Source organism: Dactylosporangium sp. NPDC051484 (genome assembly GCF_040689395.1).
Taxonomy (GTDB): Bacteria; Actinomycetota; Actinomycetes; order Mycobacteriales; family Micromonosporaceae; genus Dactylosporangium.
On the sequence record NZ_JBFAZX010000006.1, the window covers coordinates 154,067 to 174,237 of the forward strand.

21 protein-coding genes are annotated in these 20,171 nt (G+C 71.2%); 11 read left to right on the forward strand and 10 right to left on the reverse strand.

Annotation, left to right across the window (positions count from 1 at the left end; translation table 11 throughout):
• Nucleotides 1-88 precede the first annotated feature (88 nt).
• Nucleotides 89-2,059: an ATP-dependent DNA helicase gene (locus tag AB0367_RS13630; protein WP_366226800.1), complete on the reverse strand. Its 1,971-nt coding sequence runs from the start codon at nt 2,057-2,059 to the stop codon at nt 89-91.
• A gap of 177 nt (nt 2,060-2,236) precedes the next feature.
• On the opposite strand from AB0367_RS13630, the gene AB0367_RS13635 reads away from it, so the two are divergent.
• The 3 genes from AB0367_RS13635 (at nt 2,237) to AB0367_RS13645 (ending at nt 4,752) form a co-directional block, all read left to right on the forward strand.
• Entirely contained in the window at nt 2,237-2,737 is a 501-nt protein-coding gene (locus AB0367_RS13635) for a DUF402 domain-containing protein (RefSeq protein WP_366226583.1), read from the forward strand.
• Nucleotides 2,738-3,106: 369 nt separating this feature from the next.
• Nucleotides 3,107-3,733, forward strand: coding sequence for a DUF47 family protein (locus tag AB0367_RS13640; RefSeq protein ID WP_366226584.1), 627 nt, complete (start codon nt 3,107-3,109; stop codon nt 3,731-3,733).
• Between the two features lie 2 nt (nt 3,734-3,735).
• Nucleotides 3,736-4,752 (forward strand): inorganic phosphate transporter, encoded by a 1,017-nt coding sequence (locus tag AB0367_RS13645; RefSeq protein WP_366226801.1) that lies wholly within the window; start codon nt 3,736-3,738, stop codon nt 4,750-4,752.
• A 4-nt stretch (nt 4,753-4,756) separates the two neighbouring features.
• Here AB0367_RS13645 and AB0367_RS13650 read toward each other — a convergent pair whose 3' ends face one another.
• The 3 genes from AB0367_RS13650 to AB0367_RS13660 are packed head-to-tail and all read right to left on the reverse strand — an operon-like array spanning nt 4,757 to nt 8,044.
• Nucleotides 4,757-6,664, reverse strand: a complete 1,908-nt coding sequence (locus tag AB0367_RS13650; RefSeq protein WP_366226585.1) for a M91 family zinc metallopeptidase — start codon at nt 6,662-6,664, stop codon at nt 4,757-4,759.
• A gap of 26 nt (nt 6,665-6,690) precedes the next feature.
• A complete protein-coding gene (locus tag AB0367_RS13655) occupies nt 6,691-7,017 on the reverse strand; it encodes a hypothetical protein (protein WP_366226586.1) in 327 nt (108 codons plus the stop codon).
• Nucleotides 7,018-7,066: 49 nt separating this feature from the next.
• Nucleotides 7,067-8,044, reverse strand: coding sequence for a Gfo/Idh/MocA family oxidoreductase (locus AB0367_RS13660; protein WP_366226587.1), 978 nt, complete (start codon nt 8,042-8,044; stop codon nt 7,067-7,069).
• Between the two features lie 17 nt (nt 8,045-8,061).
• Between AB0367_RS13660 and AB0367_RS13665 the strand changes: the two genes are divergently transcribed.
• Together AB0367_RS13665 and AB0367_RS13670 are read left to right on the forward strand one after the other, a co-directional pair.
• Nucleotides 8,062-8,502 (forward strand): hypothetical protein, encoded by a 441-nt coding sequence (locus tag AB0367_RS13665; protein WP_366226588.1) that lies wholly within the window; start codon nt 8,062-8,064, stop codon nt 8,500-8,502.
• Between the two features lie 9 nt (nt 8,503-8,511).
• Nucleotides 8,512-9,300 carry an NUDIX hydrolase gene (locus AB0367_RS13670; protein WP_366226589.1) on the forward strand — a complete coding sequence of 263 codons (789 nt, stop codon included), beginning with the start codon at nt 8,512-8,514 and terminating at the stop codon, nt 9,298-9,300.
• Here the strand turns inward: AB0367_RS13670 and pstB are convergent.
• The 6 genes from pstB to AB0367_RS13700 form a co-directional block, all read right to left on the reverse strand.
• Nucleotides 9,276-10,052, reverse strand: coding sequence for a phosphate ABC transporter ATP-binding protein PstB (gene pstB, locus AB0367_RS13675; protein ID WP_350612292.1), 777 nt, complete (start codon nt 10,050-10,052; stop codon nt 9,276-9,278). The two genes, AB0367_RS13670 and pstB, sit on opposite strands and share 25 nt — an antisense overlap.
• Before the next feature lie 15 nt (nt 10,053-10,067).
• Nucleotides 10,068-11,150, reverse strand: a complete 1,083-nt coding sequence (gene pstA, locus AB0367_RS13680) for a phosphate ABC transporter permease PstA (protein WP_366226590.1) — start codon at nt 11,148-11,150, stop codon at nt 10,068-10,070.
• Complete coding sequence (gene pstC, locus AB0367_RS13685) at nt 11,150-12,055, reverse strand: phosphate ABC transporter permease subunit PstC (RefSeq protein WP_366226803.1); 906 nt, start codon at nt 12,053-12,055, stop codon at nt 11,150-11,152. The genes pstA and pstC overlap by 1 nt, the downstream gene beginning before the upstream one ends.
• Nucleotides 12,056-12,154: 99 nt before the next feature.
• The gene (pstS, locus tag AB0367_RS13690) at nt 12,155-13,273 is read right to left on the reverse strand and encodes a phosphate ABC transporter substrate-binding protein PstS (RefSeq protein WP_366226591.1); all 1,119 of its coding nucleotides are present in this window, start codon (nt 13,271-13,273) and stop codon (nt 12,155-12,157) included.
• Nucleotides 13,274-13,531: 258 nt separating this feature from the next.
• Entirely contained in the window at nt 13,532-14,491 is a 960-nt protein-coding gene (gene mshD, locus AB0367_RS13695; protein ID WP_366226804.1) for a mycothiol synthase, read from the reverse strand.
• Nucleotides 14,492-14,535: 44 nt separating this feature from the next.
• Complete coding sequence (locus AB0367_RS13700) at nt 14,536-15,237, reverse strand: response regulator transcription factor (RefSeq protein ID WP_350544276.1); 702 nt, start codon at nt 15,235-15,237, stop codon at nt 14,536-14,538.
• Nucleotides 15,238-15,534: 297 nt separating this feature from the next.
• Between AB0367_RS13700 and AB0367_RS13705 the strand changes: the two genes are divergently transcribed.
• The 6 genes from AB0367_RS13705 to AB0367_RS13730 all read left to right on the forward strand — a co-directional run bounded on the left by AB0367_RS13705 (nt 15,535) and on the right by AB0367_RS13730 (nt 20,071).
• Nucleotides 15,535-16,695, forward strand: a complete 1,161-nt coding sequence (locus AB0367_RS13705; protein ID WP_366226592.1) for a hypothetical protein — start codon at nt 15,535-15,537, stop codon at nt 16,693-16,695.
• Nucleotides 16,696-16,901: 206 nt separating this feature from the next.
• A complete protein-coding gene (locus tag AB0367_RS13710) occupies nt 16,902-17,627 on the forward strand; it encodes a DUF2993 domain-containing protein (RefSeq protein WP_366226593.1) in 726 nt (241 codons plus the stop codon).
• 49 nt (nt 17,628-17,676) lie between these two features.
• Entirely contained in the window at nt 17,677-17,751 is a 75-nt protein-coding gene (locus AB0367_RS13715; RefSeq protein WP_350544643.1) for an Ms5788A family Cys-rich leader peptide, read from the forward strand.
• A 201-nt stretch (nt 17,752-17,952) separates the two neighbouring features.
• Nucleotides 17,953-18,813, forward strand: coding sequence for a sulfurtransferase (locus AB0367_RS13720; RefSeq protein ID WP_366226594.1), 861 nt, complete (start codon nt 17,953-17,955; stop codon nt 18,811-18,813).
• A 19-nt stretch (nt 18,814-18,832) separates the two neighbouring features.
• Nucleotides 18,833-19,141, forward strand: coding sequence for a DUF1416 domain-containing protein (locus AB0367_RS13725; RefSeq protein ID WP_366226595.1), 309 nt, complete (start codon nt 18,833-18,835; stop codon nt 19,139-19,141).
• A gap of 144 nt (nt 19,142-19,285) precedes the next feature.
• The gene (locus tag AB0367_RS13730) at nt 19,286-20,071 is read left to right on the forward strand and encodes a hypothetical protein (RefSeq protein WP_366226596.1); all 786 of its coding nucleotides are present in this window, start codon (nt 19,286-19,288) and stop codon (nt 20,069-20,071) included.
• The last annotated feature ends 100 nt before the right edge of the window (nt 20,072-20,171 follow it).

A 20,171-nucleotide genomic window follows, 5' to 3' on the forward strand; every position in this document is an offset into this window, starting at 1 on the left:
AGCCTACGCGAAAAGCCCGCCGTCGCCCCCGGACGGCAACGCCAGGCCATTGCGGTAGGCGTACGCGATCGTGACGCTGCCGAAAAGGCTACGACGCGGCGAGGCGGTGTAGGGCGCCGCGGACGACCTCGGGCTTGGTGGTGTACCAGAACGGGGGGAGCGACTTGCGCAGGAACGGCCCGTAGCTCGTGGCGTGCTCCAGGCGCGAGTCGAGGACCGCGACCACGCCCTTGTCGCCGCGGGACCGGATCAGCCGGCCCACGCCCTGAGCCAGCCGCACGGCGGCGATCGGCACGCTCACCGCGGCGAAGCCGGAGCCGCCGGTCGCCTGGACGGCATCGGAGCGGGCCGCGGACAGCGGCTCGTCGGGGCGCGGGAACGGCAGCCGGTCGATGATGACGAGCTGGCAGGCGTCGCCGGGCACGTCGACGCCCTGCCACAGCGACATGACCCCGAGCAGGCAGCTGTTGCGGTCCTGGCGGAACTTGCGGACCAGGATCGGCAGCGACTCCTCGCCCTGCAGCAGGATCGTGATGCCGGGCGTGCGGGCGCGTAGCACCTCGGCGGCGCGCTCGGCCGCCTTGCGCGAGGAGAACAGGCCGAGCGCCCGCCCGCCGAGTGCCTGCACGAGCTCGACCATCTCGTTGGCGGCGGCCTCGGAAAGGCCCGACGTCTGCGGCCTCGGCAGGTGTGCCGCGACATACAGGATGCCCTGCCGCGCATAGTCGAACGGCGAGCCGACGTCCAGCGAGCTCCACGCGAGGCCGGCCGTGTCGCGCGCCTCGTCGGCCCGCACGACCGCCTCGCGCGCCTCCTCGGCCGGCGTCGCCGTGGCCCCCTTGCCGGGCCCGTCTGGCCGCTCGACCGCGACGGGCAGGCCGAGCGAGCGGGCCACGGTGTCGAACTGGCCGCCGAGGGCCAGGGTCGCCGAGGTCGCCACGACCGTGCGCTCGCTGAACAGGCTGGTGCTCAGCGTGCCGGCGACGGTGAGCGGGGCGATGACGACGGCGCGCCGGCCGCGGTCGTCGCGCTCGATCCAGGCGACATCGTGCTCGGCGTTGGCGATCATCCGCTGGGCGATCTTCGTCAGGTCGGCGACCATGGTGCGCGCCTGCTGCTTGCGGACCGGGTCGGCGTCGTCGGCCCGGACCTCGCCGATCACCTCGACGGCCTTGCGCCCGCCCGCGTCGAGCAGGGTCAGGGCCTCGGCGAGCACGTTGGGCAGGTCGCCCACGACCCGGCCGGCGGGCACCTCGGCGAGCGCGACGGTGAGCACGTCGCCGGCCTCCATGAGCCGGTCGGCGACGTCGTCGTCGACATACGGCCGGCACCGCCGGGCGGCCCGCTCCAGCAGCTCCGGGGTCAGCTCGGCCTGCGACGCGGAGCTGACCCGGTCGGCGAGCTCGTGGGCCTCGTCGACGACGAGCAGCTCGTGCGGCGGGATGATCTGCCGGCCGGTGAGCATGTCGACGGCGAGCAGGCTGTGGTTGGTGACCACGATGTCGGCCTCGCGGGCCCGGGCGCGGCTGGCCTCGGCGAAGCACTCGGCGCCATACGGGCAGCGCTGCGCGCCGACGCACTCGCGGGCCGGCATCGACACCAGCTTCCAGGCCGAGTCGTCGACGCCGGGGTCGAGCTCGTCGCGGTCGCCGGTCTCGGTCTCCATCGCCCAGTCGCGCAGCCGGTCGATCTGCTTGCCGAGCCGGCCGGCCTCGCCGAGCCACTTGGTCGGCTTGGTCTCCCCGATGTCGAACAACCCGTCGTCGGGCTCCTCCACGGAGGTGCCCTCCAGCCGGGCCAGGCAGACGTAGTGGTGGCGCCCCTTGAGCACCGCGAAGGTCGGCCGGCGGCGCAGCAGCGGCTCGACCGCGTCGGCGAGGCGGGGCAGGTCGTGGTCGACGAGCTGGGACTGCAGCGCCAGCGTCGCGGTGGAGACCACCACCGGCCCCTCGACGAGCAGCGACGGCACGAGATACGCCAACGACTTGCCGGTGCCGGTGCCCGCCTGGACCAGCAGGTGCTCCCCCTTCTCCGCCGCGTCCGAGATCGCCTGCGCCATCGCCTGCTGGCCGGGGCGCTCGGCGCCGTCCGGCACCGCGCCGACGGCGGCGGCGAGGACGTCGGTCACTTCCGGTCGGGCGCGGCGGGTCTGCGGGGAGGCTGTCACGTCCGAGCACGCTACCCCCTGCGTACGACAGAATCCGGCGGCCACACCCCCGATCGGTACGGTGGGCGCATGAAGCGCGTGCGCGTGGTGTACCGCAAGTTCGACGGCTCCCTGCACTGGAACTACGACACCGGCCTGCTCGGCGAGGACGAGCACGGAATCTGGCTGGGCGCCCCGACCGGCACCCCCGTGCATCGCGGAACAGTCCGGACGGGTCCGGTCGAGGCGCCCCATGTGCTGCTCTTCCCGCGACAGGCCTGGTGGACGGCATGCTTCAACGCCGTGCCGCACCGCACCGAGATCTACTGCGACATCACGACGGTGCCGCACTGGCCGAGCGAGACCGAGGTCACGGCGATCGACCTAGACCTTGACGTGCGCCGGCGCCGCGGCGGCGCGGTCGAGCTGCTCGACGAGGACGAGTTCGCGGTGCACCAGGTCAGATACGCCTACCCGGCCGACGTCATCGCGCAGGCGCAGGCCAGCGCCGACTGGCTGCTGTCGGCCGTCGGCGACCGCCGGGAGCCGTTCGGCTCGGCGTACCACCAATGGCTACGGCAGGTCGCCTGACTACTCCGGGTTGAGCGGGTGCTCGAAAACGCGTCGCTCACGTGCGATTCAGCCAGCGTGTGAAATGCGTGACGCCTTCTGGCGCGAACTGCGCGCCGCGGAGGTCGACGTGATCGGCAGTCGCCATCGGGGGCGCCCGCCAGGTTTCTGCGCCGCCGGTCCGGCGCACCTACAAGCACCGCGCGGCACCGGTCCGGTATGCAACCGGTATGCACCGAAAAGGGCTCCCGGCATTACATGAACCACAAGTGAACACAGAATGAATCGCAGGTTGGCACCGGACCGCGGTGCGGCAAAGCGATGTGCAGGGTCTTAGCATTCTCGGTCTAGAGTCCCCCCGCACCCCTTCATGACGTTTCGAGGTCCACTGTGCGCTTCAGGCTGCGTCCTAGCGACGATTCGTTCTACGAGCTCTTCAGCCGCGCGGCGCAGAACCTCGTCAAGGGCACCGACCTGCTGTCGGAGCTGGCCGTGCCGGGCGTCGACGTGCAGTCGGTGAGCGAGCGGCTGGTCGAGGTCGAGCACGACAGCGACGCGATCACGCACGAGCTCTACAAGAAGATCAACTCCAGCTTCATCACGCCCTTCGACCGCGAGGACATCTACCGCCTCGGCTCGCTGCTGGACGACGTGATGGACCACCTGGAGGCGGTCGGCAGCCTGCTCTACCTGTACGGCCTCACGAAACTGCCGGCGCTGCCCCGCGAGATCCACGAGATCGTCAAGGTGCTCGACCAGCAGTCCCGGCTCACCGCCGAAGCGATGCCCCGGCTCAGGTCGATGAAGGACCTCGAGCAGTACTGGGTGGAGTGCAACCGCCTCGAGAACGAGGGCGACAGCGCCTACCGGATGGCGCTCGTGCGGCTGTTCTCCGGGGAGTACGACGCGCTGACCGTCCTGAAGATGAAGGAGGTCGTCGACGAGCTCGAGGCGGCCTGCGACGCGTTCGAACACGTGGCGAACACGGTCGAGACCATCGTGGTCAAGGAGTCGTAGTCATCAGCGCAGAGTTCGTCGCGGTCGTCGCCGTCATCATCGTGGCGCTGATCTTCGACTACACCAACGGCTTCCACGACGCCGCGAACGCCATCGCCACCTCGGTCTCCACCCGCGCGCTCAGCCCCCGGGCCGGGCTGCTCATGGCGGCGATCGGCAACTTCATCGGCGCCCACCTCGGCGGCCACGTCGCCAAGACGGTCGGCGGTGGGATCATCGACCCGCCGACCGGCATGAGCGGGCTCGGCATCGTCTTCGCGGGCGTCGCCGGCGGCATCGCCTGGAACCTCATCACGTGGTACTTCGGGCTGCCCTCGTCCTCCTCGCACGCGCTCTTCGGCGGCCTCGTCGGCGCGTCGCTGTGCGCCGCCTGGTTCGGCGTGGACGCCAAGGTGCTGTGGACCGGCATCGTGGAGAAGGTCATCGTGCCGATGGTCGCCTCGCCGCTGATCGGTTTCGTCCTGGGCGGACTGCTCATGCTGGCCGTCATGTGGACGTTCCGGCGCGGCAACCCGCGGCGGCTCTCCCGCGGCTTCCGCCGGGCGCAGACCGTCTCCGCCGCGGCGATGGCGGTCGGGCACGGCATGCAGGACGCCGCGAAGACGATGGGCATCATCGTGCTGGCGCTGTTCGTCGGCGGCTACCAGAGCACCAAGACCGACATCCCCGAGTGGGTGTTCCTGGCCTGCTCCACGGTGCTGGCCCTGGGCACGTACTCCGGCGGCTGGCGCATCATCCGCACCCTGGGCCGCAAGGTGATCGACCTCGACCCGCCGCAGGGCTTCGCCGCCGAGACGGTCGCCGCGGGCGTGCTGTTCACCACCTCGCAGCTGGGCCTGCCGATCTCGACCACGCACAGCATCACCTCGGCCATCATGGGCGTCGGCGCGACGAAGCGGCTCTCCGCGGTGCGGTGGCAGGTGGCCGGCAACATCCTCATCGCGTGGGTGCTGACCTTCCCGGCCGCCGCCCTGATCGCGATGCTGATCTACCTGCCGGCCCGCCCGCTGTTCTCCTGAGCTCCTACCCGTGGCCGTACCGGTCCCGGTGCGCCAGCCCCATCTCGGCCCGCAGCCCGTTCTCCGTGAGCTCCAGCGGGTGGAGCGGGTCGATGCGGTTGGGCGTGTCCGGGTCGCCGTCGTCGTCGATCGGCAGCCCTGCGGCCTGGCGCTCGTAGTTGGGCACGGGCGAGCCGCCGCTTCGATCGGTCCCGTTCGCCCCGTTGTAGGGCTCGCGGTTGAACGTCTCGTAGTCGTAGTCGTAGGCGTGCGCCATCTCGTGGTAGAGCACCACCACGGGTGGCGTGCCGTTCAGCAGGCTGTCGTACGACGGGTTGTACTCGATGCGGACCATGCCGTGCGCCGACTGCGCGTGGCCGTTGGCCTCGGCGGTCGGCGAGATCCGCAGCGGGACGCCGCTGTCGCGCAGGTCGGCGAGCATCGCCCGGCCGTCCGGCGAGGCGGCCAGCAGCTCGAGGTCGGCGCGCACCCGCTCCTGGTAGGCCGCGTCGCCCCCGATCGCGACGAAGCCGGTCAGGTCGCCACCGGCCTCCGCCGCGGTCATCCGCTCGACGCCGACGGCCGCGTCCTGCGGCTGGCCATACAGCGTGTCCGCGCCGGCGCCGCCGTCGATCGTGTCGCGGCCCTCGCCGGAATACAGCACGTCGTCGCCCGCCCCACCGGTCATGACGTCGTCGCCCTGGCCACCCGAGAGCACATCGGCGCCCTCGCCGCCGTCGAGGCGGTCGGTGCCCTCGCCGCCCTCCAGGTAATCCGCGCCCTCGCCGCCGTGCAGGGTGTCGGAGCCGCCGAGGCCGTAGAGCGTGTCGTCGCCGCGGCCGCCGTCGAGCAGGTCGTCGCCGGCGCCACCGTCGAGGTAGTCGCGGCCGTCGCCACCGAACAGCAGGTCGTCGCCCGAGCCGCCCTCGTCGGCCTCGTCGCCAAGGCTGCCCCAGAGCCGGTCGTCGCCCTCGCCCAGGTCGGCCCGCTCCCTGGCGTCGAGGCGTTGCCCCGCGAGCGCCAGCGGCCCGAGGCTGACCCGGTCGTTGCCGGCCCCGGCGCGGACCACGTCGGCACCCGCGCCGGCGATCAGCACATCGTCACCGGCCCCGCCGGAGAGCACGTCGTTGCCGGCGCCGGCGAGGACTGTCACGCCCTCGTCGCCGTCGACCCGCACGGTGTCGTCGCCGTCGCCGGTGCGCAGCACGAGCCGGGCACCGGGCGGAATCGCCAGGCGCTGCCCGCCGACGATCACGTATCCCCCGGCCACCACCACGTCGTCGGCGCCCGCGCCGGTCTGGACCACGAACAGCCCGCCGACGAGCCGCGCGTCGACGCCGCCGGCCGGCGCGGGCGGGACCCACCCGGCGAGCAGCCCGGTCATGACCGGGATCCAGTTGGCGGCCAGCAGCACCCAGTCGGCGCGCGCCCGGCCGAGCGCCGCCTCCCGGTCCGCGAGACCCCGCTCGACGTCGCCGCGCACCGCGGCCGCCTCGGCGACCGCCGCCCGGACGGCGCCGGCCTGGGCCGCGTCCACCGGGCGGAACGTCACCGCACCGCCGCCGCGCCGGTGCGCGACGGCGCCGGCCACCCGCTCCCAGGCGTGGTCGAGCTGGTCCTGCCCGCCGCGCAGCAGGGCCGCCGCGCCGTCGAGCGCCACCGCGGTGTCGTCCGCGGCCCGCTCTAGCCGCTCCAGACTGTCGGCGAACCGGTTGTAGTGCCCTCGGTAGTCGTCGGCCGTCGCGCCCTCCCACTCGCCGCCGACGACCGGCGCCGCCGCCCGGTCCAGCGTGTCGCGGGCCGCCCGCGCGTCGGCGCCGACCGCCCGCCACGCCAGCGCCGCCCGGGCCAGCGCCTCGGGCCGCGCGGCCAGGTCCCACACGTCGTCGACCACGAGCGGGCCGACCGTGAGGCCGGCTAGGACCGTCTCCACGGGTGGGCCGCCTCCCCTCCCCGCCGTCACACCGGCGCCCGGAGCGAACCGCCCATGCGCTGGCTCGCCCGCCGGTCGGCCTCGCGGTAGGCGAAGGCCGCCTGCAGCAGCCGGTCGGCGTCGCTCTCCAGGATCTGCACGTGCGCATACACGGCGTCCTGCGCCTCGGTCTCCAGCTCCCCGGCGACCCTCGCGGGGCCGGCCGAGGCCGGGGTGTTGCCGAAGGCGTCCGCGGGCAGAGACAGGTCGTGCAAGCCGGTGCGGTAGTGCGAACCGGCCTCGTCGGCGGCCGTGAGGCAGGCATCGGCCAGCCTGATCAGCGCGTCGGGGTCGACCCGGAGTTCCTGAGCCATACGGCGCACAGTAACGGCGCCGGGACGCCCGGTCCGCCCCGTTCAGTCCTCAGCTCGAATAGTCAAGTCCGATAATTCCGGAAATATCATCAAGAAGCCGCAGAATGTCGAGCGTCTCGGACAGCGGCACCAACGGGCTCTCGATCAGGCCCTCGCGCAGGCACCGGTGCACCTCCTCGGCCTCGAACTGGTAGCCGCGCCCCTCGTACGCCAGGTCGAACTCCTCGGCCTCCTCGCCCCGCCAGAGCGTGAACCCGTGCGGGTGGAAGAAGTCCCGCCGCACCTCGATGCGCCCGAGCGTGCCGGTGATCGTGCCGCGGCGGGCGCTGTCGCCGAGCAGCGAGCAGGTGAGCGCCGCGACCGCGCCGCCGTCGTAGCCGAACAGCATGCCGGTGTTCTCGTCCACGCCGCCGTCGCTCATCCGGGCCCACGCCTGGACCGTGCTCGGCGCGCCGAGGAACAGGTGCGCGAACGTGACCGGGTAGATACCCACGTCGTAGAGCGCGCCACCGCCGAGCCGCCGGTCGCGCAGCCGCGAGGTCTCCGGGAACGGGCCCTGGATGCCGAAGTCGGCGTGCACCGACACCGGCTCGCCGATCGCGCCGTCGCGGACCAGCTCGACCATGCGGCGGATCGCCGGGATGCAGCGCATCCACATGGCCTCCATGAGGAACACCCCGCCGGCCCGCGCCGTCTCGGCCATCTCCTCGGCCTCGCTCACGGCGAGCGTGAACGGCTTCTCGCACAGTGTCGCCTTGCCGGCCCGCAGCGCGAGCATGGCGGCCTCGTAGTGCGCGCTGTGCGGGGTGGCGATGTAGATCGCGTCGACGTCCGGGTCCTCGACCAGGGCCCGCCACGAGCCGTGGGCCCGGGCGGCGCCGTGTGCCGCCGCGAACCTCTCCGCCGATTCGCCGCTGCGGGATCCGACCGCCGCCAGCTGCGCGTCCGGCAGCAGCCGGAGATCCTCGGCGAACGTGGCGGCGATGGAGCCGGTCGACAGGATGCCCCAGCGGACACGATCACTCATGGCCGTAGCTTAGGCAGATGACAACGTTTGCGAACGACGGCCCGGGCGAGGCCCACCGGCGCCCCGCCGGCGTGTCGGACAAGACGGTTGAGGCGCTCGGCAAGCTCAGCGAGGCGCTGGAGACCGTCGAGCGTGCCCGCGGCCGCCTCTACGACCTGCACCAGCTCATCGGCCACGCCGACCTGATGCTCGACGACGCCGTGTCGCTGCTGCGCGAGGCCGGCCATCCCGACCTCGCCGAGCGCGTCGAGTCGGAGCTGATCGGCCGCAACGTGGTCGACGGCCGCTGGACGTTCCAGCTGGTCGAGGAGTTCGACGACGGGTACTACGCGCTGTTTCGGGAGCTCGACCGAACCGCGCGCGAGCGGCTCGCCGGCGGGCGGCGGCACCTGTACGAGGCGCAGATGAAGGAGCGCCGCCGCACCCACGGCCGCCCCGGCCATGAGGCCACCCCGTAACGTGGGCTCATGGTCGAGTTTCAGCTGCCGCCCGAGATGGCGCAGCACGCCCTGCGCTTCGCCGAGCAGGGCGGCGTGCCCGTCGAGCCGCGCCTGGCCAGCACCGTGGTGCTGCTGCGGGAGCCGTTCGAGGCATACCTGATCCGCCGGGCGTCGACGATGGCGTTCGCCGCGTCGATGTATGCCTTCCCCGGCGGCAGCGTCGACCCGCGCGACGCGGCGTTTCAACCGGGCTGGGCCGGGCCGTCGCCGGCGCGGTGGGCGGCGCGGCTGCGCCTCGACGAGCCGGTCGCGCGCTCGGTGGTGTGCGCGGCCGTGCGCGAGGTGTTCGAGGAGTCCGGTGTGCTGCTGGCCGGCCCCGACGCGAGCACCGTGGTCGGCGACGTCAGCGGCCCGGACTGGGAGGAGGCGCGACTGGCGCTGATCGCTCGGGAACTGGGCTTCGCCGAGTTCCTCGGCGGCCGCGGGCTGGTGCTGCGCAGCGACCTGCTGGTGCCGTGGTCGCGCTGGATCACGCCGGAGTTCGAGCCGCGACGCTTCGACACGTACTTCTTCCTCGCCCTGCTGCCCAGGGGCCAGGTGCCCCGGGACGTGAGCGGCGAGGCCGACGACACCGTGTGGTGCCCGCCGGCCGAGGCCGCCGACGGCCGCTACGCGATGATGACGCCGACGCTGTCCACGCTGCGGGATCTCGCGAAGGCCGGCGGCATCGACGGCGTCCTGGCGGCGGCGCCGACCCGTGACCCGGCCGACGCCATCCGCCCCATCGCCGGTCAGCCGAAGCGGCCCGTGATGTAGTCCTCGGTCTTCTTCACCGACGGGTTGGTGAAGATCTTCGCGGTGTCGTCGTACTCGATGAGCCGGCCCGGCTCCCCGGTCTTGTCGATCGAGAAGAACCCGGTGCGGTCCGACACCCGAGCCGCCTGCTGCATGTTGTGGGTGACGATCACGATCGTGAACTGGTTCTTCAGCTCGGTGATCAGGTCCTCGATCGCCAGGGTCGAGATCGGGTCGAGCGCCGAGCAGGGCTCGTCCATGAGCACGACCTGCGGCTCGACCGCGATCGTCCGGGCGATGCACAGCCGCTGCTGCTGACCGCCGGACAGGCCCGCGCCGGGGCGGCCCAGCCGGTCCTTGACCTCGTTCCAGAGATTGGCGCTGCGCAGCGCCTTCTCCGCGACCTCCTCCAGCACCGACTTCTTGCGCACGCCGTTGAGGCGCAGGCCGGCGACGACGTTCTCGAAGATCGACATCGTCGGGAAGGGGTTGGGCCGCTGGAACACCATGCCGATCATCCGGCGCACGGCCGTGACGTCGACGTCACGGTCGTAGATGTTCTGCCCGTCGATGAGGAGCTGACCCTCGATCCGCGCGTTCGGCAGGACCTCGTGCATCCGGTTGATGGACCGCAGGAAGGTGGACTTACCGCAGCCCGAAGGCCCGATCAGGGCGGTGACCGACTTGGGCTCGATCGTCATCGACACGGAGTCGATCGCCTTGAACGATCCGTAGTACGAGGTGACGCCGTGGGCTTCGATCCGTTTTGCCATGGGGCGCTCCATTGATTATCGGGCGAGCTTGTTGCGGCGGGCCAGCAGTTTCGCCGCGACGGTGAGTACCAGGACGAGCACGACCAGGGTGAGGGCCGCCGTCCAGGCACGCCCAGGAGCGAACTCGGAGGCGACGCCGGCCTGCTCGAAGATGAACAGGGACAGCGAGGACTGGTTGCCGCTGAAGACGTTGAAGTTGATGGAGCTGAGCCCGCCGGCGACGAGCAGGACCGGCGCGGTCTCCCCCGCCGCACGCGCCACCGCGAGCATGACACCGGTGACGATGCCTGGCAGCGCGGTCGGGAGCACGATCCTCGTGATCGTCTTCCACTTCGGCACGCCGAGGGCATACGAACCCTCGCGCAGTGCCCCGGGCACCAGCCGCAGCATCTCCTCGGTGGAGCGCACCACGGTCGGCAGCATGAGCACGCTGAGCGACAGCGCCGCGGCGAAGCCGGAATAGGCCGCCTTGCCGTTGTTCCACAGCGGGGTGACTGTGAACACCCAGAACGACAGGACGAAGAGGCCGGCGACGATCGACGGGATGCCGGTCATGACGTCGACGAAGAAGCGGATCGCGTTGGCCAGGAAGCCGCGGCCGTACTCCACGATGTAGATCGCGCCGAGGACGCCCAGCGGCACCGTGATGAGCGTGGCGATGCCCGCCTGCTCGAGGGTGCCGATGATGGCGTGGTAGGCGCCACCCTTCTCGTCGAAGGCGCCGATGTTGTTCATCGACGTCTGGAAGAAGTTCACGTCCAGGCGCTTGCTGCCCTTGCTCAGCAGCGTCCAGACGACCGAGAGCAGCGGGAGCAGTGCCAGGATGAACGCGCCGTAGATCAGCACGCTCGCCATGCGGTTGCGCGCCGAGCGGGTGCCCTCCACGACGCTCGCCGCGATGCCCATGAAGGCCACGAAGAGGATCGCGGCGACGACGCCGGTCAGCACCCAGCCGCCGGCGCCGGTCAGCTTGATCAGTACCGACGACACGGCCACCGCCGCCACGACGGCCGCCCAGGGCGCCCACGTCGGCAGCGACTTGGCCCGCAGCTGGCGCGCGTCGGTTACGCCCAGCCGGACGGGGGTTTCGACGGCCATTACGCAGCGCCTCCGACGAACTCGCGGCGCCGGTAGACGATCGCGCGTGCGCCCATGTTGACGATCAGGGTGATCACGAACAGCACCAGACCGGACGCGATGAGCGCGCCGCGGCCGACGTCGTTGGCCTCACCGAACCGGTTGGCGATGTTCGAGGCGATCGTGATGCCGCCGGGGCCGAGGAAGTCCCAGTTGATGGCGAAGACGCTGCCCAGCGTGAGGGCGAGGGCGATGGTCTCGCCGAGGGCCCGGCCGAGGCCGAGCATGACGGAGGCGATGATGCCGGCGCGCCCATACGGCAGGACGGAAGTGCGGATCATCTCCCACTTGGTGGAGCCCAGCGCGAGCGCGGCCTCCTGATTCTCCGGCGGGGTCTGCAGGAAGACCTCACGGGACAGGGACGTGACGATCGGCAGGATCATGATCGCCAGGACGACCGAGCCGAGCAGTACCGACTTGCCATACGGCCCGTCGCTGCCGAAGATCGGCAGCCAGCCGAACACGTCGTGCAGCCACTTCGACAGATCCGTGATCGGCTCGTAGAAGTAGTCGCGGCCCCAGAGGCCGAACACGACGCTGGGCACGGCGGCGAGCAGGTCGATGATGAAGCCGAGCGTGGTGGCCACCCGCCGGTGCGCGTAGTGCGACAGGCACAGCGCGATGCCCAGTGCCACCGGCACCGAGAGCAGCAGCGCCAGTGCCGCCGTCAGGATCGTGCCGAACACCGTGGCGGCGATGCCGAACTTCGGCTCGTCACCGTCGGTGAACCACTCCTTGTACGTGAAGAAGTTGACCGTGTCCTTGTTGATGGCGGGGATGGCCTTGACGACCAGGAAGACGGCGATCGCCGCGATGATGACGAGCACCATCGAGCCGGCGGCCGTCGCGGTTCCGCGGAAGAACATGTCACCGCTGAACCGCTTGCGCGGCGGAAGACCGCCACCTCCGCCGGGCGAACCGGCGGAGGTGGCGGGCAGAGTCTGCTGGCTCAACGAGTCTTCCCGTCAGGCCAGGTTCTTGATCGAGGACTCCACCTTGGCACGGACCGTCTCCGGCAGCGGGGCGTAGCCCAGCTTCTCCAGCGAGGCCTGGCCGGCGGTGCTGACCGTGTAGCCGAGGAAGCCCTTCAGCAGCGGGAGCTTGTCGGCGGCGGTGCCCTTGCTGCAGACGATCTCGTAGGTCACCAGGACGATCGGGTAGGCCCCGGCCTCCTTGGTGGCGTAGTCGATCGAAAGCTTCAGGTCGTCGCCGGTGCCGGTGACCTTGGCGCCCGCGACGGTCTTGCCGGCCGCCTCGGCGGTCAGCGCGGTGTACTCACCGGCGCCGTTGAAGATCTTGGCCGTGCTGAGGCTGTTGGCCTTGGCGAACGACCACTCGACGTAGCCGATCGAGTTCGCGGACTTCTTCACGGCTCCGGCGATGCCGTCGGAGCCCTTCTCGGCCTGGCCGCCCTGGGCCTTCCACACCTTGTCCTTGCCGGCGGTCCACGCGCTGGGGGCGGCCGCGGTCAGGTAACCGGTGAAGTTGTCCGTGGTGCCGGAGGAGTCCGAGCGGTGCACGGCGAGGATCGGGGCCGACGGGAGCGTCGCGCTCGGGTTGTCCGCCTTGATGGCGTCGTCGTTCCAGGTCTTGATGGCGCCGCTGAAGATCTTCGCCAGGGTGTCCGGCTTGAGCTGCAGGTCCTTGACGCCCTCGACGTTGTACGCGACCGCGATCGGGCCGGTCACCATCGGCAGGTTGAGCGCCGGGGCGCCACCGCAGCGGCCGGCCGCCTTGGTGCTCTCCTCGCCGTCCTTCAGCGCCGAGTCGGAGCCGGCGAAGTCGGCGGTGCCGCCGGAGAAGGCGGTGATGCCGGCGCCGGAGCCGGTGCCCTGGTAGTCAATCTTGGCGCTCGAACACTGCTGCTGGTACGACTTGATCCACTCGTCCATCGCGTTCTTCTGCGCGGACGAGCCCTGAGCGGTAAGCGAGCCACCCACGCACGTCAGGCCGGCGGCGCTCGTGCCGCTCGCGGCGTCCGACGCCGGGGTCGAGGGTTCGTTGTTGTCCGAGCCGCACGCGGCGAGCGCGAGCGTCGCGGTGAGCGCGATGCCGGCGATGAGGCCGTGCCGCTTGAGGTTCACTGCGGTCCCTTCGTCGGGGATATACCGACTTCCGTTGCCTGGGGAGGTGGCGGAAGGCCGACGCAGGTCGTCGACTGACAGGGACGCTAAAAGCGGCAGGTAACCACGCCTCTGGAGGTGGGTGAACGCAGGGTGAACAGGTTCTGGGCTGCAAATGACGGCTGATCGGAGGAGAGTTGGCCATTGGGTGAACCGCCCAAGGTGAGGCATGATGCCCGTTTTGCGGCATGATCACGCCCACCGTTCGTGATCAGTCCCCTACAGCGTGCGCTGGAACGAGACGTCGTTGGACCAGCGGACGAACCCGAGGCGCTGATACAGCGCCAGAGCCCGGGTGTTGCTCTCGTCGACATACAGCATGACCTGCGCAAGCCCCCGGTCACGCAGGTGCCGCAGCCCGGCGAGGGTCAGCGCCCGGCCGAGGCCGCCGCCGTTCGCGTCCGGGGCGACCCCGAGAACGTACACCTCGCCGATCGGCTCAGGGACATGCGCCTCCTCGCCCTCGCCCGGGTGCGGGGCCTCCTCCCCGTGCACCTTGGTCCAGTGGAAGCCGAGCAGCCGGCCGTCGTCCGCCTCGGCGAGCAGGAACCCGGCGGCCTCGAACCACGGCTCGCCCATCCGCATGCGCAGATCGTCCAGCGTCCACTTGCCCTGCTCCGGATGCTCGGCGAAGGCCGCGGCGTTGAGCGCCAGCCAGGCCTCGTCGTCCGCACCGGGCCGGAACGCGCGCAGGTGCGCCCCGGCGGGCAGCGCGACCTCGTCCAGCGGCGGGAGCAGCGAGCGGCGCAGCTGCAGCAGCACCCGGACGCGGTCGAAGCCGAGCCGGATGGCCAGCGCCGAGGCCGACGGGTGGTCGCCGTGCGCCCACAGCCGCAGCCGGCCGTCGTTGCGCTCGTCGGCGACGGCCATGGCCGCGGTGACCAGGGCGCGCCCCAGCCCGCGGCGGCGGTGCAGCGGGTGCACCACCAGCTCCGCCGAGGCGCCCTCGACGGCGTCGGCCGGGTCGACGTAGGCGTATCCGACGATCTGACCCGGCCCATCGCCGTATGCCAGCAGGTGCACCGCGGGTGCCTCTCCCCCGTGCCGAAGGTGCAGCACGACGTGCTCGGACAGGGGAAGCGCGCCGTCGGTGTCACCCGCCGCCCGCGTCAGCGCCAGGATCTGCTCGACCTGGTCCGGGGAGAGGTGCTCGGCACGGTGTACGGCAGGCGCTGGGATCACCCGATCAATGTAGCCCGCGCCCGGTAACTTCCGGAACGACCTCAGACCCTTACCGGCTCGGAGTCGTGCAGCGGACGGGCCGGTGGGACGACGAACTTGTAGCCCACCTGGCGCACGGTGCCGATCATCGACTCGTACTCCGACCCGAGCTTCGCCCGAAGCCGCCGCACGTGGACGTCGACCGTCCGGGTGCCGCCGAAGTAGTCGTAGCCCCACACCTCGCGCAGCAACTGGTCACGGGTGAACACCCGGCCGGGGTGCTGAGCCAGGAACTTCAGCAGCTCGAACTCCTTGTAGGTGAGGTCGAGCGGGCGGCCCTTGAGCTTTGCCGCGTAGGTGTCGGGGTCGATGGAGAGCTCGCCGGCCTTGATCATGCCGCCGCTCGCGGCCGCGGCGGAGTTGAGCCGCCCCACGCCCAGGCGCAGCCGGGCCTCGATCTCGGCGGGACCGGCGGAGGCGAGGATGACGTCGTCGAGGCCCCAGTCGGCGTGCAGGGCGACCAGCCCGGCCTCGGTGACCACGGCCAGCAGCGGAACGCCGAGGCCGGTGGCGTGCAGCATGCGGCAGGTGGCGCGGGCGTCGGCCAGCTCGGTGCGCGCGTCGACCACGACGGCGTCGGGGCTGGGGCCGCTCACCAGCGTGCGGACGTCTCGAGGTGCGGTGCGCACCGTGTGGGGCAGCAGGTCAAGGCCCGGCAACACCACCTGGCCCGCGGGAGCCGCGGTCAGCAGCAGAATCTCCACGAGTCACCTCCGTGGCCGCGGCGCACCTGATCACTCGGGCGCTGTGGCGCCCAGACAGGGCTGCGGCTCGCTCCAGTCCCGGCTGCTCTGACGGGAGGTTTGTGGGTGTATCCGGCACGAGAATATCGGAGGATTCACGTTTTGCGACCGGTCGAACCGTAGTTCGAGGAAGTTGATTGAGCCACACCCCGCCGTTTCCGATGACATGATATTCGCGCGCGGGAGCAATGACGAGCGGGCGGGCCTCCAGGTCATCCCCGCCGGGCTCGTTACCGGCCGGTCTGGCACGATCGTTGCGTGCCCGCAACCCCGTCGCCCGCCGAGGACTTCGGCGCCTGGCCCCCGGCCGCTGAGCCGGCCTCCCGTCGCCGCCGCCGGGACGAGGCCGGGCGGGACGCAGACCGCCGAGACCAGCCCGGACGCGACACCGGCCGGCGCGACCCGGCCGGGCGGGCCGGCGGCCGGCGTGACCAGCCCGGACGGGACGCAGACCGCCATGACCAGCCCGGACGGGATGCCGACCACCGCGACCGCGCCTCGCGCGACGGCGGCCGGGGGACCGACGGGCACCACCCCGAACATCACCCCGCCGGTGACCCCCAACCGGGTGACCTTGCCGACACCCCGCAGGAGCCCGCCCCGCTCCCCCCGGTTCGCCGCCTCGTCTCGCTCGGCGTGGCGGGCTTCGCCGCGCTCGTGACGATCGCGCTCATCGTCGGCGCGCAGACCCGCCACGAGTCGTACGCCGTGGTGGTCTTCGGCGTCCAGGCCCTCTTCGTCGGCGTCTGGACGATCGCGAGCCGGCCGCCCGCGCCGAGAGTCGTCGGCATCGTCGGCATCGCGGTGGCGATCGGCACCGACGTCGCCGCCGTGCTGACCCGGCCGGCGTCGCTGGCCCCGCTCGCCTACGTGACCGCCGCCGGCTTCATCATCGGCGTCGTCGGCCAGCTCACCCGCCCGGCGGGCCGCCAGCGGGTCACCGAGTCGCTCGGCTCCTCGCTGGTGGTGACGCTGGGCGTCGTGGCCTTCGCCAGTCTGGTGGTGCTCGGGCGCATCCCGCACGGCACCCAGGCGATCGTCGCCTGCCTGGCCGCGGCCGGCATAGCGCTGTTCATCGCCCGCTTCAGCGACGCGATCGCCGCCCTGCCACGAATCGCACCCCAGGTCCCGCGCGGCGGTGCCGGCGTCGTGCTGGGAACGATGGTCGGCACGGCCGCGGCCGGCGCCATCGGCAACTACCTGGACGGCCTCAGTCCCCTGCCCAGCGCCCTGGCCGGCCTAGCCACCGCGATCGTCGCGGTCATGGTCGACCTGTCGGTCGGCTATGCCGAGGCGAGCCGCATCATCGACGGCGACGAGCCGGCCCTGTGGCTGGCGAGGCACATCCAGGGCCCGATCGGCGCGATCGCCTTCGCCGCCCCGGCCGCATACGTCGCCAGCAGCCTGCTCCTCCTCTGACGCCTCCTCCACCGGCACCGACACACTCGGGGCGAATGCGGCGAAACGGTAGGGTCGTGGATTCGCGCCAATAGTTGGTGCCGGGCCGTCAGAGTTGGCGCGGTACGAAATCCTCGTGCTTGGGTACGACGGCTGGAACCGAAACCGGAGGGAGCGCCGTGGCGGCGAGACGACGAGGGGCCAAGATCGGCATTGTGCTGATCATCATGGCGCTCATTCTGATCGGCGTGTTCGTGGTCGTCGATCGAATCGCGGCCAGCGCGGCCGAGAGTCGCATCGCACAGGAGACGCGCACCCAGCTCGCGGCCAAGGACATCAAGTACGAGGGCGACCCGCAGGTGTCCGTCACCGGGTTTCCGTTCCTGACGCAGGTGGCGGCGGGCGAATACAAGAAGATCACGATCAAGCTCAGCAAGCCGCAGCTGAACAACATCAAGCTCGACACGCTGACGGTCGAGGCGCGGTCGGTCAAGGCCGACACGCAGGACCTGCTCAACGGCAAGGGCGACGTCGTGGCCAGCCAGGTGGTCGGCAGCGCGTCGATGAGCTGGGACGACGTGCGGCCGCTGCTGGAGGTCGCGGGGCTGCCACCCTCGGCCGACCCGTCGCAGGTCGACCTGCGGGTGGTCAACAACAAGATCGAGATGCGGGTGCCGGTCACGATCCAGGGGGTCGGGTTCAACATCGTCGCCAAGGGCAGCATGGTCGTGGAGACCGGGAAGGTGCGCCTGAAGCTGGAGTCGGTCAGCACCGACCAGGGCAGCCTGCCGCCGCAGGTCAACAACTTCATCAGGCAGTACCAGGACCGGCTGCAGATCAACTTGAAGCTGCCCGGCCTGCCGTACAACCTGGTGGTGAACTCCGTTGACACCACCGACACCGGACTGCAGGTCAGCGCGTCCGCCGCGAACGTCAAGCTCACCGGACAGTGACCCAACGGACGCTGCGCGGGCACGCTCGGCGATGCTAGGCTGCCACACCATGAGCATGCTGCTCACCCGACGGCGCGCGGTCGACCTGTGCCGCGTGGCCACCTGCCTGTGTTGCCGCACCTGATGGTGCGGCCCTGCAGCGTGCTCTGAATACGGCTCGAGGCAGCGGCGCCCCAGACCGGTGGGTCTGGCCGGCGAGCTTTCCGTCCGCAGGCATTCACAGACTCATCACCGAAACCGTGATCCGTCCCCTCGGGTCGCGCGCGGCTTCCTACCCGTGTGGCGACTCGAACCCACCACATCGTTCCTGGGAGAGAGAACACCCATGAGTCGCGAATCCGCCCTGGTCACGGCCGACTGGGCCGAGGAGAACATCGAGACGCCCGGCGTCGTGTTCGTCGAGGTCGACGAGGACACCACCGCCTACGACGGCGGCCACATCCCCGGTGCCGTCAAGATCAACTGGAAGACCGAGCTGCAGGACACCGTGCGCCGGGACTTCGTCAACAAGGCGCAGTTCGAGGCGCTGCTGTCCAGCAAGGGCATCGGCAACGACGACAACGTCATCCTGTACGGCGGCAACAACAACTGGTTCGCCGCCTACGCGTACTGGTACTTCAAGCTCTACGGCCACGGCGACGTGAAGCTGCTCGACGGCGGCCGCAAGAAGTGGGAGCTCGACGCCCGCCCGCTGAACAAGGAGGAGGTCAGCCGCCCGGCTACCACCTACGTCGCCGCCCACGACCAGGATCTGTCGATCCGCGCCTTCCGCGACGACGTGATCAAGGCCATCGGCTCGTACAACCTCGTCGACGTGCGCTCGCCTGACGAGTTCGCCGGCCGCCTCCTCGCCCCGGCCCACCTCCCGCAGGAGCAGGCCCAGCGCGCCGGTCACATCCCGACGGCGGTGTCCGTGCCGTGGAGCAAGACCGCCAACGAGGACGGCACGTTCAAGTCGGACGACGACCTGCGCGAGCTCTACGCCGCGGCCGGCCTCGACGACGCCAAGCCGACGATCGCCTACTGCCGCATCGGCGAGCGCTCGTCGCACTCCTGGTTCGTGCTCCAGGAGATCCTCGGCCACAGCGACGTGCGCAACTACGACGGTTCGTGGACCGAGTACGGCTCGCTGGTCGGCGTGCCCGTGGCGCTGGGCGACGAGCCCGGCAGTGTTGACCAGGCCTAAGGAAGAAGAGGTATTGACGATGAGTGTTGACAGCTGCGCCGCGCCCGACCAGAGCGCCCCGCTCCCGGCGAGCGTCGACGTCGAGAAGGAAACCGTCATCACCGGCGTGGTCAGCTCCGGTGAGGGCCCGGTGGGCGGCGCGTACGTGCGCCTGCTCGACTCGACCGGCGAGTTCACCGCCGAGGTGGTCACCTCGCCGGCCGGGCAGTTCCGGTTCTTCGCCGCGCCGGGCAACTGGACGCTGCGTGCCCTGTCCCGCGCCGGCAACGGCAACGCGACCCTCGCCGCGGACCGCGGCATCAACGAGGTCGCCGTCTCCGTCGCCTAGGGACAGCACGTCGATTCTCCCGCGGGAATCGCCCTGCGCCGCAGGGTTTCCCGCGCGAAGAGCTCAACGCGCAAAACGTGACGCCGTTCGCCGGGCCCAACCCCGGCGGGCGGCGTCGCGCTTTCCGGCTGGGAGGATGGCGGCGTGAAGCGTCGCTGGATCGTCGCCGCAGTCGTCGCGTGGGCCGTGGTCGTGGCCGGGTTGGCACTCTATTCGCACTCCCACGGCCAGCCGACCGCCCGCGAGCAGACCACGATCGCCGAGGCGCTGCCGACCGTGGACGGCGCGCTCGGCCGGATCTACTCGGCCCTCGACCCGGCGTCGTCGGTGGCGGTGCTCGGCGCGTACCGGCGCACGGAGATGAGCTGCCGGGTGACCTCGGCCCGTGAGGGCACCCGGTTTGCCCGGGATCTCACGGTATACGTCAAGAAGTCCGCCGAGGGCGCCACCCTCGACCGCGTCAAGGCGGCCCTGCCCGCGGCGTACAAGGCGTCAGTCGTCCACAACGCCGGCACCGACCTGCTGAGCGCCGACGCGGGCAACTTCGTGGCCGTGCGCGGCGGCGCGCCTGAGCCCGGACAACTGCGGTTCACCGCGGACACCGGCTGCCGGGTCCAGGACGCGCCGGTCACGGAGGCGACGCCGCCGGCGCAGAACGCCAACCAGGCACCGGTGCAAGCGGTGCTCGACACCCTCGGCAAGCCGGCCTCGCAGTGGCGCGCGCACCGGCTCGCCTGCCCGGCTGGTGGCACGCTGTGGACGGTGGAGGCCGTCACCTCGGGCGACAGCGACGCGGCCAGGGCGACGGTCCCGGCGCCCGCGGTGGTGCTGGACGAGCCGAAGGTGTACGCCTACCGCGCGGGCGCGGCCGGCGTCGCCCTGCGCATGGAGCGCGACTCGCTCGTCGTCAGCTCCACGGTGGGTTGTTAGTTCTTGCCACCGCGGACCTGGCAAGGAGGGCCGCCAGGCCCGACTGTTGTCTCGCGGGAGGAACGGTCCCCAGGTGACGCGGACCCGAGTTCGCTGCCTC